We start from the raw sequence: 14,231 nt of genomic DNA, 5'->3' as shown, positions 1-14,231 counted from the left end.
TAGCGGTTTTCCACTCCATCGGACGCTTGCGGCGTGGCCGGTGAGCGCTTCGGCGGGCGTGCGATAAGGTGGAAGCCCGTGGGACTTCAGTCGCGGGCTACCAAGTATGTCTTTGTCACCGGAGGCGTTGCCTCCTCTCTGGGTAAGGGACTCACGGCTTCCAGCCTGGGTCAGCTCCTTACCGCACGTGGGCTCCGGGTCACGATGCAGAAGCTGGATCCGTACCTCAACGTCGATCCAGGCACGATGAACCCGTTTCAGCACGGTGAGGTGTTCGTCACCGACGACGGCGCCGAAACCGATCTGGACATCGGGCACTACGAGCGTTTTCTCGACCGGGCTCTCGACGGCAAGGCGAACGTCACCACCGGGCAGGTCTACTCCGAGGTCATCGCCAAGGAGCGCCGCGGTGAGTACCTCGGCGACACCGTGCAGGTCATCCCGCACATCACCGACGAGATCAAGGCCAGGATCACCGCCGCGGCCGGCGCTGACGAGGACGGGAACAGCCCGGACGTCGTGATCACCGAGGTCGGCGGCACCGTCGGCGACATCGAGTCGCTGCCGTTCCTGGAGGCCTGCCGTCAGGTCCGCCACGACGTCGGTCGCGACCAGTGCTTCTTCCTGCACGTCTCGCTGGTGCCTTACCTCGCCCCGTCGGGCGAGTTGAAGACCAAGCCGACCCAGCACTCGGTCGCCGCGCTGCGCAACATCGGCATCCAGCCCGACGCGCTCGTCTGCCGCGCCGACCGTGAGCTGCCGGAGGACCTCAAGCGCAAGATCGGCTTGATGTGCGACGTCGACACCGAGGCCGTCATCGCCTGCCCCGACGCACCGTCGATCTACGACATCCCGAAGGTGCTGCACCGTGAGGCGCTCGACGCCTACGTGGTGCGCCGTCTCGGGCTGCCGTTCCGCGACGTCGACTGGACCGTGTGGGGCGATCTGCTCGACCGGGTGCACAACCCGTCGGAAACGGTGCGGGTCGCGCTCGTCGGCAAGTACATCGACCTGCCGGACGCGTACCTGTCGGTGACCGAGGCGCTGCGTGCGGGCGGCTTCGCCCACCGCGCCAAGGTGCAGATCTCCTGGGTCCCCTCGGACTCCTGCGAGACCCCGGCGGGTGCCGCCGCCGCGCTGTCCGATGTGGACGGCGTGCTGGTGCCGGGCGGGTTCGGCGTGCGCGGTATCGAGGGCAAGGTCGGCGCCATCGCCTACGCCCGCACCCACGGGCTGCCGTTGCTGGGCCTGTGCCTCGGCCTGCAGTGCATGGTGATCGACGCGGCGCGGAACCTGGCCGGCATCAAGGACGCGAACTCGGCCGAGTTCGAGGACGGCCCGAACCCGGTCATCTCCACGATGGCCGATCAGCGCGACGTCGTCGCGGGCGAGCGCGACATGGGCGGCACGATGCGGCTCGGCGCGTACGTCGCGAAGCTCAAGCCGGGCTCGCAGGTCGCGAAGGCGTACGGCAGCACCGAGGTCTCGGAGCGGCACCGTCACCGCTACGAGGTCAACAACGCTTACCGCAAGCGCCTTTCCGAGGCCGGTCTGGTGTTCTCGGGCACGTCGCCCGACGATCACCTCGTCGAGTTCGTGGAGCTGCCCGCCGACAAGCACCCGTTCTTCGTCGGCACCCAGGCGCACCCCGAACTCAAGAGCCGCCCGACCCGGCCGCACCCGCTGTTCAGCGCGTTCGTGAAGGCCGTCGTGGACCGCAAGGTCGCCGAGCGGCTGCCGGTCGAGATTCCCGAGGTCCCCGTGGTGGCCCGGTGACCGAGCCCGGCACGCACGAGTTCACCGTCGCGTCCACAAGGGACGTCCACATCGGACGTGTCGTGGGGCTGCGGGTCGACGACGTCGTGATGCCCGGCGGCGGCACCGCCCGCCGGGAGGTCGTCGAGCACCTCGGCGCGGTCGCCGTCGTCGCGCTCGACTCCGGCGGCGCGGTCACGCTGATCCACCAGTACCGCCACCCGCTCGGGCGGCGGCTGTGGGAACTGCCCGCCGGCCTGATCGACAAGGCGGGGGAGGACCCCGTCGGAGCGGCGAAACGCGAGCTGGTCGAAGAGGTCGGGCTCAGCGCCGGACGCTGGGAGACCCTCGTCGACGTCGCGGCGTCGCCCGGCTTCACCGACGAGGTCGTCCGCGTCTACCTCGCCCGCGAACTGTCCGAAGTGGACAGGGAGATCCTCGGTGAGGAGGAGGCCGACCTCGTCATGCGGAAGTTCCCGCTCGATGAGGCCGTCCGGATGGCGCTGGCCGGTGAGCTGGTGAACGGGGCCACCGTCGGTGGCGTGCTGGCCGCGCACACGGTGCTTTCGGGCGCCGCCTCGACGCGGCCGTCGGACGCGCCTTGGGAGGACCGGCCGACGAAGTTCGCTTCGCGTCGTCCCTAGGTCTCGTGAGTGGCAAGGGCGGATATCGAGGGGCAGTCAAATCTGTCCTTCACCGCGCTAGAGGCAAGAGAACCGTCCTTGCCACTCCCGAGGTTCAGTCGCTGAGGCGGCGGCCCTGCGGATCGGTGCCGCCGTTCGCCAGCAGGACGATCCCGTCGATGATCGGCCAGACCGCCCCGATACCGCAGGTGAACACCACGACCGCCAGCTGGGCGAACGCGATCGCGACATGCCCGGTGTAGAACCGGCCGGTCCCGAACGGCAGCACGATCTGCAGCACCCCGGCGGTGACCTTCGACTTCGGCGAGTACGGCATGACCGCGGCCGTCTGCCGGTGGACATGGACCGGCTCGGTGAACCGCGGCGCGAAACAGCTCGGATGCGGTGCGGGCAGGTCCTGGAAAAGCGGACGGAGTTCCCCGACCGTCGCGGCTTCGTAGGCGGCGAGGACCCGGCCTTCGTATTCGTCCGGCGTGATCCTCCCCTGGCTGTAGTGGTCGGCGAGCAGCCGCGCCGCCTCCTCGCGCTCGGCGGTGCCGGTGCGCATCTCCTCCGGGTCCGGGTGCTGGGACATCTCTCCAAGGTATCCCGTTTCACACCCGCGTCGTACCGCGCGCGGCGAACCCCCGCGAGTGCCCCCGTGGTCCTAGAGTGTCCGTGTGTCACGGGCTGGCGGTGCCGGAGTCGCCCAGGTGGTCGCCGCTTACCTCGACCATCTGGTGGTCGAGCGCGGAACCGCGAGGAACACCCTCGACAGCTACTCCCGCGATCTGCGCCGCTACACCGCGTACCTCGGCGGCGCCGAAGTCGAACGCTTCACCGACGTCACGCCGGCGCATGTCACCTCGTTCGGCGCGGCGCTGCGCGAAGGCGATGAAGAGCATCGGCCGCTGGCCGCGTCCTCGGCGGCCCGCGCGCTCGTCGCGGTGCGAGGTCTGCACAAGTTCGCGCACGCCGACGGCATCACCGAGAACGACCCGGCGCGCGAGGTCCGCCCGCCCGCCGCGGCCAAACGGCTGCCCAAGGCGCTGCCGGTGGACGACGTGCTGAAACTGCTGGAAACCCCACCGCCCGAGGGTGAACGGCCGTTGCGGGACCGGGCGCTGCTGGAACTGCTCTACTCCACCGGCGCGCGGATCTCCGAGGCCGTCGGGCTCGACGTCGACGACATCGACGACACCGAACGGACAGTGCTGCTCGACGGGAAGGGCGGCAAACAGCGCATCGTGCCGATCGGCCGTCCCGCGCTCGAAGCGGTGCACGCGTACCTCGTCCGCGCGCGGCCGGCGCTCGCCCTGCACGGCAGGGGGACACCGGCGATGTTCCTGAACGCCCGCGGCTCCAGGCTTTCCCGGCAGAGCGCGTGGCAGGTTCTCAAGGACACCGCGGAATCCGCGGGCATCACGGCGGGCGTCTCACCGCATACGTTGCGCCATTCCTTCGCCACGCATCTCCTCGAAGGCGGCGCCGACGTCCGCGTCGTGCAGGAACTGCTCGGCCACGCTTCGGTGACCACCACCCAGGTGTACACGCTGGTCACGGTCACCACGCTCCGCGAGGTCTACGCGACAGCACATCCTCGCGCGCTCGGCTAATCGACCCTGTCGGTCCCGGCGAGCCTCTTTGTCTCGACTCGCGAATCGCGCATAGGCTGCCGAAGACCCTGCCGAGGAGGAGATTTCGCGCCATGTCGACACCGAACGAGCCGGCGAAGCCGTCCGTGTCCGCCGGTTCGGCCGCGGCGAGCCTCCACCAGGTGACCATCGCAACCCCCGCCGAACACGACGGCGACGAACCGTCGGAGGACACGATCTCTTCTCGCGGCCGCAAGGCCAAGCGCGCCAAGGAAACCAAGCAGCAAGAACGCGAGAGGGAAGGCATCGGCCCGACAGGCCGCCCGTACCGCGAGATCCCCGAACCGCGGCCACTGGAGCGGCACGGCCCCGCACTGGTGATGGCCATGTGCAATCAGAAGGGCGGCGTCGGCAAGACCACGTCGACCATCAACCTCGGTGCGGCCCTCGCCGAATGCGGCCGCCGGGTGCTGCTGGTCGACTTCGACCCCCAGGGCGCGCTTTCGGTCGGCCTCGGCATTCAGCCGCACGAACTGGACCAGACGGTCTACAACGTCATCATGGAGCGGTCGGTCAGCATCACCGACGTCATCCGGAAGACCCGCGTCGACGGCGTCGACCTGCTGCCGAGCAACATCGACCTGTCCGCGGCCGAGGTCCAGTTGGTCGCAGAGGTAGGGCGCGAACACACTTTGTTACGGGTCCTTCGACCGGTCATGAACGACTACGACTATGTTCTTGTCGACTGCCAGCCCTCGCTAGGCCTGTTGACGGTGAACGCACTGACCGCCGCGGACGGTGTGATCATCCCTCTGGAGTGCGAGTTCTTCAGTCTGCGAGGCGTAGCGCTCCTGATCGACACCATCGAGAAGGTGCAGGAACGCCTCAACCCCAAACTGGACATCACCGGGATTCTCGCCACCATGTACGACCCGAGAACCCTGCACTCGAAGGAGGTCATGGCGAGAGTGGTGGAGGCATTCGGCGACACCGTGTTCGACACGGTGATCAACCGCACCGTGCGGTTCCCCGAGACGACGGTCGCGGGCGAGCCGATCACGACCTGGGCTCCCAAATCAGCCGGTGCGGCGGCTTATCGCGCACTGGCCCGCGAGGTGATCGCTCGGTGAGCAGGCGAGCTTCCCTGCCCGGAGCGTCCGAACTGTTCAGGATCACCTCCAGCCCCGCCCTCGATCTCCCGCCCGCGCCCGAACAGCCCGCCCCCTCGACGGGGAACGGCAACGGGAACGGTTCCGGGGACGAGTCGGGGCAAGCGCACAAGGAACAGCTGGCCAGGGCCGCGCGCAGCGGTTCGGGCCGGACCAAGCACGACGCGAAGATCACCGTCTACGTCTCCGGCGACGAACTGCTGGCGATGGAACAGGCCAGGCTGAACCTCCGGGCGAAGCACGGGCTCGTACTCGACCGCGGCAGGCTGGTCCGCGAGGCGGTGGCCGTCCTGCTGGCCGATTTCGACGCGGCCGGTGAGGAATCGGTACTCGTCCAGCGATTGCGGGCGGGCAGCGAGGACGGGAAAGAGACCGAGAGCTGATGGACGACCCGGCCGAGGCTGCTCCCAGCGGCCCAGAGCCGGTCGAGCGGACAGAAGCAGACGAGACCCCCGCCGTGCACGAGACCGTGCACGGCGGGATGGTTCCCGAAGGACTGGCCAGCGAAGAGCTGAGCACGTCCAAGTTCAAGGTGAACCTGGCGAACTTCCAGGGCCCCTTCGACCTGCTGCTCCAACTGATCTCGCAGCACCAGCTCGACGTCACCGAGGTCGCGCTGCACCGGGTCACGGACGATTTCATCGCCTACACCCGCGCGCTCGGCACGGAATGGAATCTCGACGAGACGACCGAGTTCCTGGTCATCGCGGCGACCCTGCTCGACCTCAAGGCGGCGCGGCTGCTGCCCGCCGCCGAGGTGGAGAGCGAAGACGACCTCGCCCTGCTCGAAGCACGGGACCTGCTGTTCGCGCGCGTGCTGCAGTACCGCGCGTACAAGCAGGTCGCGGCGCTGTTCGGGGAGCTGGAGGCCGGCGCGCTGCGGCGCTATCCGCGGTCGGTCGCGCTCGAAGACCGGTTCATGGGGCTGCTACCCGAGGTGATGCTCGGCGTCGACCCGGCGAAGTTCGCCGAGATCGCCGTCGCGGTCTTCCGGCCGAAGCCGCCGCCGACGGTGTCGATCGCGCATATCCACATGGGCCGGGTCTCGGTCCGCGAGCACGCCGCGCTGCTGCGGCTCAAGCTGGCGGAACGAGGCGAAGCGACCTTCAGCGAGCTCGTCGAGGACTGCGAACACACCGTCGAGATCGTGGCGAGGTTCCTCGCGCTGCTGGAGCTGTACCGCGAGGCGACGGTCCAGTTCGAGCAGCTCGAGGCGCTCGCCGAACTGCACGTGCGCTGGACCGGCGGGTCCGTGGCGGAGGCGTCGGTGGCGGCCGAACACGATCGGGCCGTCGTCGAGGACGAGGAGTACGGGTGAGCCCCGAGAACACCGAAGAGACCGCGAACACCGAAGCGAGCGAGGCCCTCGAGACCAGTGATGGGCTGAAGGCTCCCATCGCCGAGTCGGATGAGGTGAGGGACGCTTTTGTCGCGTCGGATGAGGTGATGGGCCCCTTCAGCCCGCCGGAGGCCGAAGCGGAGCCGGAGGCGACTGCCGACGAAGGGCTCGTGGCGGCCGGCGACGGGGACTATCCCGACGTCACCTCCGACGAGGTACTCGAGGCGGCCCTCGAAGCGTTGCTGCTGGTCGTGGACTCGCCGATCAACGAGGAATCGCTGGCCGAGACCGTCGGCCAGCCCGAGTCCCGGGTGACCGTCGCGCTGCGCACGATGTCCCAGAAGTTCACCGACCGGGCCAGCGGAATAGACCTGCGCCGAGTCGGCGAAGGGTGGCGGTTCTACACTAGGGACGTCTATGCCCCGTTCGTGGAGAAGCTTCTGCTCGACGGCCAGCGTTCCAAGCTGACGCGAGCCGCGCTGGAGAGCCTCGCCGTGATCGCCTATCGGCAGCCGGTGACCAGGGCCAGGGTCGCCGCCGTCCGAGGTGTGAACGTGGACGGGGTGATCAGGACGCTGCTGGCGCGCGGCCTGATCGAGGAGATGGGGTCCGACCCCGAAACCACTGGCACGCTGTACGTGACGACCGAGCTGTTCCTGGAGCGACTGGGACTGTCGTCCCTGGCCGACCTTCCCCCGATCGCTCCCTTGCTACCCGAAGTGGACACCATCGATGACATCTGACGCCCATCCCGACGGCATTCGGCTGCAGAAGGTCCTTTCGCAGGCGGGCGTCGCCTCGCGGCGCGCGGCCGAGGACCTGATCGTGCGCGGTCGCGTGAGCGTGGACGGCAAGGTGGTCACCGAGCTCGGCCGCCGGGTCGATCCGGACAACTCCGTGATCCACGTCGACGGCACCCGCGTCCAGGTCCGCGAGGACCTCGTCTACCTCGTGCTGAACAAGCCCAAGGGCGTGCACAGCACGATGAGCGACGACCGCGGCCGCCCGTGCGTCGGCGACTACCTGCGCGGCCGGTACGAGGAGACGCCCGGCATCGTGCACGTCGGCAGGCTCGACGAGAACACCGAAGGCCTCCTGCTGCTCACCAACGACGGCGACCTCGGCCACCGCTTGATGCACCCGTCGTTCCAGGTGCTGAAGACCTACTTCGCCGAGGTCGAGGGCATCGTCCCGCGCGGGCTCGGCAAGGAGCTGCGGGCGGGCTTCGAGCTGCCGGACGGCATCGTCAAGGTCGACCAGTTCCGGGTCAAGGACATGCTGGCCGGCCGCACCCAGATCGAGCTCGTCATCCACGAGGGTCGCAAGCACATCGTGCGGCGGCTGATGGCGGCCACCGGGCATCCGGTGCGCAAACTGGTCCGGACCGCGCTCGGCGACGTCCAGCTCGGCGCCCAGCGGTCGGGCTCGATCCGGCGGCTCAACCGCGGTGAGGTCGGCTCGCTCTACCGCGCTGTCGATCTGTAACCAAGACTTTCCGCTCTACTGCACCGCGGACCATTCGCGTTTAGCTCTTCCTGACGGGCTTTCAGCCGACGGGGAAGGGCCAAACCGTGAAAACAGTCGTGCTGGCAGGGATTCTGGCGGTCGCCGCGGCCGTGGTCGCGGCGCCACAGGCCGCGGCGAAACCGCGCGGCAGCGAACCGGTCTACGACTTCGCCCAGGCCGTCCGCGAGACGGCTTGGGTGGACATCGGTCTCGACGGGGACGGCGACGGCCGCTCCGACCGGGTCGCCGCCGACATCATCCGGCCGAAGGAACCGGCGGCGCAGGGCAAGAAAGTCCCGGTCATCATGGACGCGAGCCCGTACTACTCGTGCTGTGGCCGAGGCAACGAGACCGAACTCAAGACCTACGACTCGGCGGGCAGGCCGGTCGGGTTCCCGCTCTACTACGACAACTTCTTCGTCCCCCGCGGGTACGCCGTGGTCCTGGTGGATCTGGCCGGTACCAACAAGTCCCGCGGCTGCACCGATATCGGCGGGCCTTCGGACGTCAACTCGGCGCGCAAGGTCGTCGACTGGCTGAACGGCCGGGCCAACGGCTACACGACGGCGACCGGCTCGGCCAAGACGCTCGCTTCGTGGTCGACGGGCGCGGTCGGCATGATAGGGAAGTCCTACGACGGCACGATCGCCAACGGCGTCGCCGCGACCGGTGTCGACGGGCTCAAGACCATCGTGCCGATCGGCGCGATCAGTTCCTGGTACGACTACTACCGCTCCGACGGCGCGAGCCTGCGCCAGGGCAGCCCGGCCGGGCTGGCGCAGACGGTCTCCCAGCGCAACGGCGGCCAGAACTGTAGTGCGGCGAACCGGAAGCTCACCGAGGGCGCGACGTCGAACGGCGACTACAACTCGTTCTGGCTCGACAGGGACCACGTGCAGAGCGCCTCGAAGGTGAAGGCCAGCGTGCTCGCGTCGCACGGGCTGGGCGACCTCAACGTCAAGATGATCAACTTCGGGCAGTGGTGGGAAGCACTGAACGTCGAGCGCAAGGTGTGGCTGACGCAGGCCGGGCACGTCGACCCGTTCGACTACCGCCGCTCGGCGTGGGTCGACACCCTGCACAAGTGGTTCGACCACTACCTGCTCGGCATCGACAACGGCATCGAGAAGACACCGGGCGCGAGTGTGGAACGCGCTCCGGACGTTTGGGTGGACCAGGCGGCGTGGCCGGCGGGCAACGCCGTCACCCTGCGCCCCGCGTCCGGCGGCACTCCGGGTGTCGGCACGCTCGGCACGACCGCGGGGACGGGCACGGCATCGTTCACGGACTCCTCAGGCCAGTCCTCGAACAGCTGGGCCGCGCGGCCGACGGAGACCTCGAGCGGACGCGTGCTGTTCAGCACCGGCGCGCTCGCGAAGGACCTCCACGTCTCCGGGACGGCGAAGGTGACAGTGACCGCGACGCCGTCGACGTCCACGGCGCGGCTCTCGGCGATCCTGGTGGACTACGGCCCGGCGACCATCCGGAACTACACCGGGCCCAAGGAAGGCATCAAGAACGAGATGACGCAGTCGTGCTGGGGCTCGAGCGCTTCCGGCAATGACGCCTGCTACCTGAACACGAGCGCCGACGCGGTCTCGGTGGGGCTGAACATCATCAGCCGTGGCTGGGCCGATCTGGCCAACCACCGTTCGCTGAGCCAGGAATCGCCGCTGACGCCGGGGCAGCCGTACACCATGACGTTCCGGCTGGCGAGTACGGATCACGTTGTCCCGCAAGGACATCAGCTCGCGCTGATCATCGGCGGGACGGACGGTTCGTTCATCTCGGGCCCGTCGCAGTACCCGAAGATCACGGTGGACCTCGGCAAGACGTCGCTCGCGCTGCCCGTCTCGGGCGCGGGTCCGGCGGCCGTTCCGGCGGCGCTTCCGGTGGCTCCGGCGCAGATCGCGCCGGGTGTCGTTTCGGGACTCGAGCGCGGCTAGGCCACTGCTATGAAAGGCCCGTTACTTGTAAATTGCGCAAGTAACGGGCCTTTCATAGCGCGAGGGGTCAGCCGGTCTGTGAAGCGGGGCTCTTCGAACCGAAGGGACGGCGCTGCAGAGCGCGCGCCACCGGTTCCACGATCCGCGCGGCCGTCGGGCCGAGGATCGCCATCAGGAGTACGTACGCCGTCGCGAGGGCCGCGAGTTCGCCGGTCACCGCTCCCGCCGCCACCGCCAGCCCGGCGATGACGATCGAGAACTCGCCTCGGGCGACCAACGCCGCCCCGGCTCTCGCCCGGCCCATCTTCCCGATGCCCTGCTTCCGCGCGGCCCACCAGCCGGTGCCGACCTTCGTGAGCGTGGTCGCCACCGCCAGGACGACCGCCCAGCCGAGGACGGGCGGGATCGACGCGGGGTTCGTGTTGAGCCCGAACACGACGAAGAACACGGCCGCGAAGAGGTCTCGTAGCGGCTCCAGCATGTGCGTCGCGTTCTCCGCCGTCGAGCCCGAGATCGCGATGCCGAGCAGGAACGCGCCGACAGCGGCCGACACCTGCATCGCCGAGGCGACCCCCGCGACCAGCAGTGCCGCGCCGAGGACCTTGAGGAGGAACACTTCGCGATCCGGGCTGTCCACCGCCGCGGAGACGTACCGGCCGAATTTCAGCGCGATCACCAGGACCACCGTGATCACCATCAGCGAGATGCCGACGGCCTTCAAACCGCCGAGGAAACTCACACCGCCGAGCACCGCCGTCAGGATCGGCAGGTACAGCGCCATCACCAGGTCTTCGAACACCAGGATCGACAGCACCACCGGCGTCTCGCGGTTACCGAGCCGGCCGAGGTCACCGAGCACCTTCGCGATGATCCCGGACGACGAGATGTAGGTGACGCCCGCCATCACGATCGCGCCGATCGGCCCCCAGCCGAGGATGAGCGCGACGATCGCGCCCGGCGCGGCGTTGAGCACGATGTCCACGACCCCCGCCATCCACGAGCGTTTCAGCCCGGTGAACAGTTCGGCGGCCGAGTACTCCAGGCCGAGCAGGAGCAGCAGCAGGACGACACCGATCTCGCTGGCGAGGTGGGTGAAGTCGCCGATGTCGCCGAGCGGGATGAGCCCGCCCTGCCCGAAACACAGGCCACCGATCAGGTACAGCGGGATCGGGGACATCCCGATCTTCCCGGCGAGCCGCCCCAACGCGCCCAGCCCGAAGAAGACCGCCCCGAGTTCGATCAAGGACAGTGCGGTGTGATCCATCCGCGATCAGCCGTACTTCAGGATCTTGACGGCGGCTTCGAGCCCTTCGGACGTCCCGACCGCGACGAGCACATCGCCCGCGGTGAGGTTGAAGTCCGGGGTGGGGGAGGGGTGGACCTGGCCCGCCCGCATCACCGCGACGACCGAGACGCTCGTGCGCGTCCGCATGGCGGTGTCGCCCAGCGTCCGCCCGTCGAAGGGGGACGAGCCCTTGATCGGGAGCTGTTTGGTGTTGATACCAGGCAGATCCCGGTGCTCTTCGGTGAGCTGGGCGACCAGCTGGGGCGCGCCGAGCAGATTCGCCAGCGCGCCCGCCTCGTCGGTGGTGAGCGGAAGTGAGGCCAGGCAGGCGTCGGGATCGTCCGTTTTGGACACGATCAGCTCGACGTGTCCATCGCGATGGGTCACCACACCCACGCGGCGGCCGTTGCGGGTGGCGAAATCCTTACGGACGCCTATGCCAGGGAGCGGGGTCACTTCGACGTTCACGTGAACAACGATAACTCACTGTCCGTTTTGCGCGGGGCGGATCAGGAACAACGCGGAGATCAGCACCATGAAGGCGGCCGTCGCGCCGTGGATGCCGAACGCGGCGCCGACGGAACCGTTGTGGGTCAACACGATCAGCATGTCGCCGAACGGGATGAACGCCAGCGCGAGGAGCGCCCGGCCCAGCGCGCGGACGTTCCGGAACAGGAGCAGCGCGACGACCACGAGCGCCGTGCCGATGTCCCGGACGCCCTTGACCGCGAGGATCGGATCGCCCTTCTGCGGCATGACCGGCAGGCCGAAGCCACCCGTCTGGGTCTCCGGGAAGAACACGTAACCGCTGCCGAAGTAAAGGACGAAGAGCGCGAGGGCGATGGACAGGATGTAGGCGATCTTGATGCGGGTCATGGTCTCCGACTCCAAAGCTAGCAGTGCTAGGAACGATGCGGACGCTAGCGTTAGCACTGCTAGCTTGTCTAGCGATGCTAGTGTGTACGTATGGTCACAAACCCCCGCCGCGAGCGAGACCGCTCGCAACGCGAACAGCTGATCGTCACCACCGCTCGCGAGATCGCCGAGGAAGAAGGCTGGGACGCGGTCACCACGCGGCGGCTCGCGGCGAAGATCGAGTACAGCCAGCCGGTGCTCTACAGCCACTTCTCCGGCAAGGGCGCGATCATGGCGGCCGCGGCGCTCGAGGGATGCACCGAAATGGCCGCCGACCTGCGGCGGGGAGCCGGTACGGCGGAGGACTCGCGGGGCGCCCTGCTGCGGCTGGCCGGGAACTACTTCGACTTCGCCGACCGCAAACCCGCGCTCTACGACGCGATCTTCACTCTCGCCACCGAACTGACCTTCGCCAGTCCGGACAGTCCCGCCCCGCTGCGGGACGCTTTCGGCGCCTTGCTCGAATGCGCGGGCCCCGCGGCGGGCGACCACGACCCCGCCCTCTACACCGAGACCTTTTGGGCGGCCCTGCACGGCCTGGTCACCCTCGAACGCAGCCGGCGGCTGCCCGCGCACGCGCGTGCGGAGCGGATCGGCATGCTCGTCGACCGGTTCGCCGTGGGCGGCTGAGGAGTGTCGCTCGCCACCAGGCAGAATGGACGTCGATCAGGTGAGCGAAGATGAGCTGAGGAGTGTTTCGGTGGCGGGAGCCCTGCGTGGTGTGGTCGCGATGGACGGCCCGTCCGGAACCGGGAAGTCCACGGTTTCGCGGAAGCTCGCGACGAAGCTCGGCGCCGGCTACCTCGACACCGGCGCGATGTACCGCATGGTCACCCTCGCCGTCCTGCGCGCCGGGGCCGACCCGGCCGACGCGGACGAGGTCTCGAAGGTCGCTCGCAAGGCGGAACTCGGCATCGGGACCAGCCCCGACGAAGCGACCGTGACCCTCGCGGGCGAGGACGTCGCCGCCGAGATCCGCGGTGCGGACGTCACCACCGCGGTGTCCCCGGTTTCGGCCGTCCCCGCGGTCCGCGAACTGCTGGTCACCCGGCAGCGCGAGATCATCGCGGAGGTGCTCGGCCGCGTCGGCGGCATCGTGGTCGAAGGCCGCGACATCGGCACCGTCGTGTCACCGGACGCCCCGCTCAAGATCTTCCTCACCGCCTCGGCCGAGGTCCGCGCCGCTCGTCGCAGCGCGCAGGACTCGGCAGCAGGCCGCGAGTCCACCGTCGACGTCGCGAAGGCCGCGGTGGAACGGCGTGACCGCCTGGACTCCACGCGCGCGGCTTCGCCCCTGCGCGCGGCCGACGATGCCGTCGAGGTCGACACCTCGGCGCTCAACATCGACCAGGTGATCGTCGCGCTGGCGGAACTGGCCCTGCACCGCGGCCTTCTCGAAGGCTGCCCCGCCGAGGTCTCCAGGTGAGCGCGAAGGGCCTGCCCGAAGGCGCGAGCGATCCGTTCCACACCTTCGGCCGGGGGATCTCGAAGTTCATCGTCCGGCCCGCGTTCCGGGTCCGGGTCCACGGTGCCGAGCGGGTTCCCGCGTCGGGTCCGGTGGTGTTCATGGCCAACCACAGTTCGATGGCGGAACCGGCGCTGCTGTTCGGAATGTTCTCGCGGCGCACCGCGTTCCTGGTCAAGGCGGAACTCTTCAAGGGTTTCGTCGGCTGGTTCTTCCCGAAACTGGGCCAGATCCCGGTGAAACGGGGTGCGGTGGACCGCAAACCGCTGATGATGGCGGTCAAGGTGCTCGAGGACGGCGGTGCGGTCGGGATCTTCCCCGAAGGCACCCGCGGCCTCGGTGACGCCGAAAACTTCGAGCGCGGCGCGGCCTTCCTGGTCCGCGCCGGGAAGGCGACCGTGGTTCCGGTCGCCACTCGGGGGACGTACAAACCCGCCGGCGCCAAGAGGCGCTGGCGGCCACGCGTCGACATCATGGTCGGCGAACCTTTCACTCCCGAAATCGGGAAGGGAAGGACAGGGCTGGAGGAGGGAACCGAGCGGCTTCGCCTCGCGCTCGCGGACCTCGTGAAGGCACTGGACGAATGGCGCTTGGAGCACGGGCTCCAAGACACGCGACAGAATGTGAAGTAAC

16 protein-coding genes are annotated in these 14,231 nt (G+C 68.7%); 12 read left to right on the top strand and 4 right to left on the bottom strand.

Features of this window, described 5'->3' with window-relative positions; translation table 11 throughout:
- Nucleotides 1-78: 78 nt before the first annotated feature.
- Both pyrG and HDA45_RS04610 read left to right on the top strand, forming a co-directional pair.
- Complete coding sequence (gene pyrG / locus HDA45_RS04615) at nucleotides 79-1,776, top strand: CTP synthase (RefSeq protein WP_184892142.1); 1,698 nt, start codon at nucleotides 79-81, stop codon at nucleotides 1,774-1,776.
- A complete protein-coding gene (locus tag HDA45_RS04610; protein ID WP_184892140.1) occupies nucleotides 1,773-2,399 on the top strand; it encodes an NUDIX domain-containing protein in 627 nt (208 codons plus the stop codon). The genes pyrG and HDA45_RS04610 overlap by 4 nt, the downstream gene beginning before the upstream one ends.
- A gap of 94 nt (nucleotides 2,400-2,493) precedes the next feature.
- On the opposite strand, the gene HDA45_RS04605 is transcribed toward HDA45_RS04610, so the two are convergent.
- On the bottom strand, nucleotides 2,494-2,973 hold the full coding sequence (locus HDA45_RS04605; protein WP_184892138.1) for a DUF1707 domain-containing protein: 480 nt from the start codon (nucleotides 2,971-2,973) through the stop codon (nucleotides 2,494-2,496).
- Between the two features lie 118 nt (nucleotides 2,974-3,091).
- Here HDA45_RS04605 and xerD point away from each other — a divergent pair, with 118 nt between their 5' ends.
- From xerD to HDA45_RS04570, 7 genes are all read left to right on the top strand, one after another.
- Entirely contained in the window at nucleotides 3,092-3,994 is a 903-nt protein-coding gene (gene xerD, locus HDA45_RS04600) for a site-specific tyrosine recombinase XerD (protein ID WP_184905297.1), read from the top strand.
- A gap of 92 nt (nucleotides 3,995-4,086) precedes the next feature.
- Nucleotides 4,087-5,103, top strand: coding sequence for a ParA family protein (locus tag HDA45_RS04595; RefSeq protein ID WP_184892136.1), 1,017 nt, complete (start codon nucleotides 4,087-4,089; stop codon nucleotides 5,101-5,103).
- Nucleotides 5,100-5,525: a cobyrinic acid a,c-diamide synthase gene (locus HDA45_RS04590; RefSeq protein WP_184892134.1), complete on the top strand. Its 426-nt coding sequence runs from the start codon at nucleotides 5,100-5,102 to the stop codon at nucleotides 5,523-5,525. The genes HDA45_RS04595 and HDA45_RS04590 overlap by 4 nt, the downstream gene beginning before the upstream one ends.
- Nucleotides 5,525-6,460 (top strand): segregation and condensation protein A, encoded by a 936-nt coding sequence (locus tag HDA45_RS04585; RefSeq protein WP_184892132.1) that lies wholly within the window; start codon nucleotides 5,525-5,527, stop codon nucleotides 6,458-6,460. Before HDA45_RS04590 ends, HDA45_RS04585 begins: the two co-directional genes overlap by 1 nt.
- Nucleotides 6,457-7,224, top strand: coding sequence for an SMC-Scp complex subunit ScpB (scpB, locus tag HDA45_RS04580; protein ID WP_184892130.1), 768 nt, complete (start codon nucleotides 6,457-6,459; stop codon nucleotides 7,222-7,224). Before HDA45_RS04585 ends, scpB begins: the two co-directional genes overlap by 4 nt.
- Complete coding sequence (locus HDA45_RS04575; protein ID WP_184892128.1) at nucleotides 7,214-7,966, top strand: pseudouridine synthase; 753 nt, start codon at nucleotides 7,214-7,216, stop codon at nucleotides 7,964-7,966. The genes scpB and HDA45_RS04575 overlap by 11 nt, the downstream gene beginning before the upstream one ends.
- 98 nt (nucleotides 7,967-8,064) lie before the next feature.
- A complete protein-coding gene (locus HDA45_RS04570; protein WP_184905295.1) occupies nucleotides 8,065-9,933 on the top strand; it encodes a Xaa-Pro dipeptidyl-peptidase in 1,869 nt (622 codons plus the stop codon).
- 67 nt (nucleotides 9,934-10,000) lie between these two features.
- Here HDA45_RS04570 and HDA45_RS04565 read toward each other — a convergent pair whose 3' ends face one another.
- The 3 genes from HDA45_RS04565 to HDA45_RS04555 are packed head-to-tail and all read right to left on the bottom strand — an operon-like array spanning nucleotide 10,001 to nucleotide 12,094.
- The gene (locus HDA45_RS04565) at nucleotides 10,001-11,197 is read right to left on the bottom strand and encodes a cation:proton antiporter (protein ID WP_184892126.1); all 1,197 of its coding nucleotides are present in this window, start codon (nucleotides 11,195-11,197) and stop codon (nucleotides 10,001-10,003) included.
- A gap of 6 nt (nucleotides 11,198-11,203) precedes the next feature.
- Nucleotides 11,204-11,686, bottom strand: coding sequence for a cation:proton antiporter regulatory subunit (locus HDA45_RS04560; protein WP_184892124.1), 483 nt, complete (start codon nucleotides 11,684-11,686; stop codon nucleotides 11,204-11,206).
- 15 nt (nucleotides 11,687-11,701) lie between these two features.
- Nucleotides 11,702-12,094: a DUF4267 domain-containing protein gene (locus HDA45_RS04555; RefSeq protein ID WP_184892122.1), complete on the bottom strand. Its 393-nt coding sequence runs from the start codon at nucleotides 12,092-12,094 to the stop codon at nucleotides 11,702-11,704.
- A gap of 90 nt (nucleotides 12,095-12,184) precedes the next feature.
- Between HDA45_RS04555 and HDA45_RS04550 the strand changes: the two genes are divergently transcribed.
- From HDA45_RS04550 to HDA45_RS04540, 3 genes are all read left to right on the top strand, one after another.
- Entirely contained in the window at nucleotides 12,185-12,763 is a 579-nt protein-coding gene (locus tag HDA45_RS04550; protein WP_184892120.1) for a TetR/AcrR family transcriptional regulator, read from the top strand.
- A gap of 91 nt (nucleotides 12,764-12,854) precedes the next feature.
- Nucleotides 12,855-13,559 (top strand): (d)CMP kinase, encoded by a 705-nt coding sequence (cmk, locus tag HDA45_RS04545; RefSeq protein WP_184905293.1) that lies wholly within the window; start codon nucleotides 12,855-12,857, stop codon nucleotides 13,557-13,559.
- Nucleotides 13,556-14,230, top strand: coding sequence for a 1-acyl-sn-glycerol-3-phosphate acyltransferase (locus HDA45_RS04540; protein ID WP_184892118.1), 675 nt, complete (start codon nucleotides 13,556-13,558; stop codon nucleotides 14,228-14,230). Before cmk ends, HDA45_RS04540 begins: the two co-directional genes overlap by 4 nt.
- Nucleotide 14,231: the final 1 nt, after the last annotated feature.

The organism is Amycolatopsis umgeniensis, from assembly GCF_014205155.1.
Classification (GTDB): Bacteria; Actinomycetota; Actinomycetes; order Mycobacteriales; family Pseudonocardiaceae; genus Amycolatopsis; species Amycolatopsis umgeniensis.
Note: the sequence above shows the minus strand (reverse complement) of the source record. Positions and strands in the feature narration are given on the sequence as shown.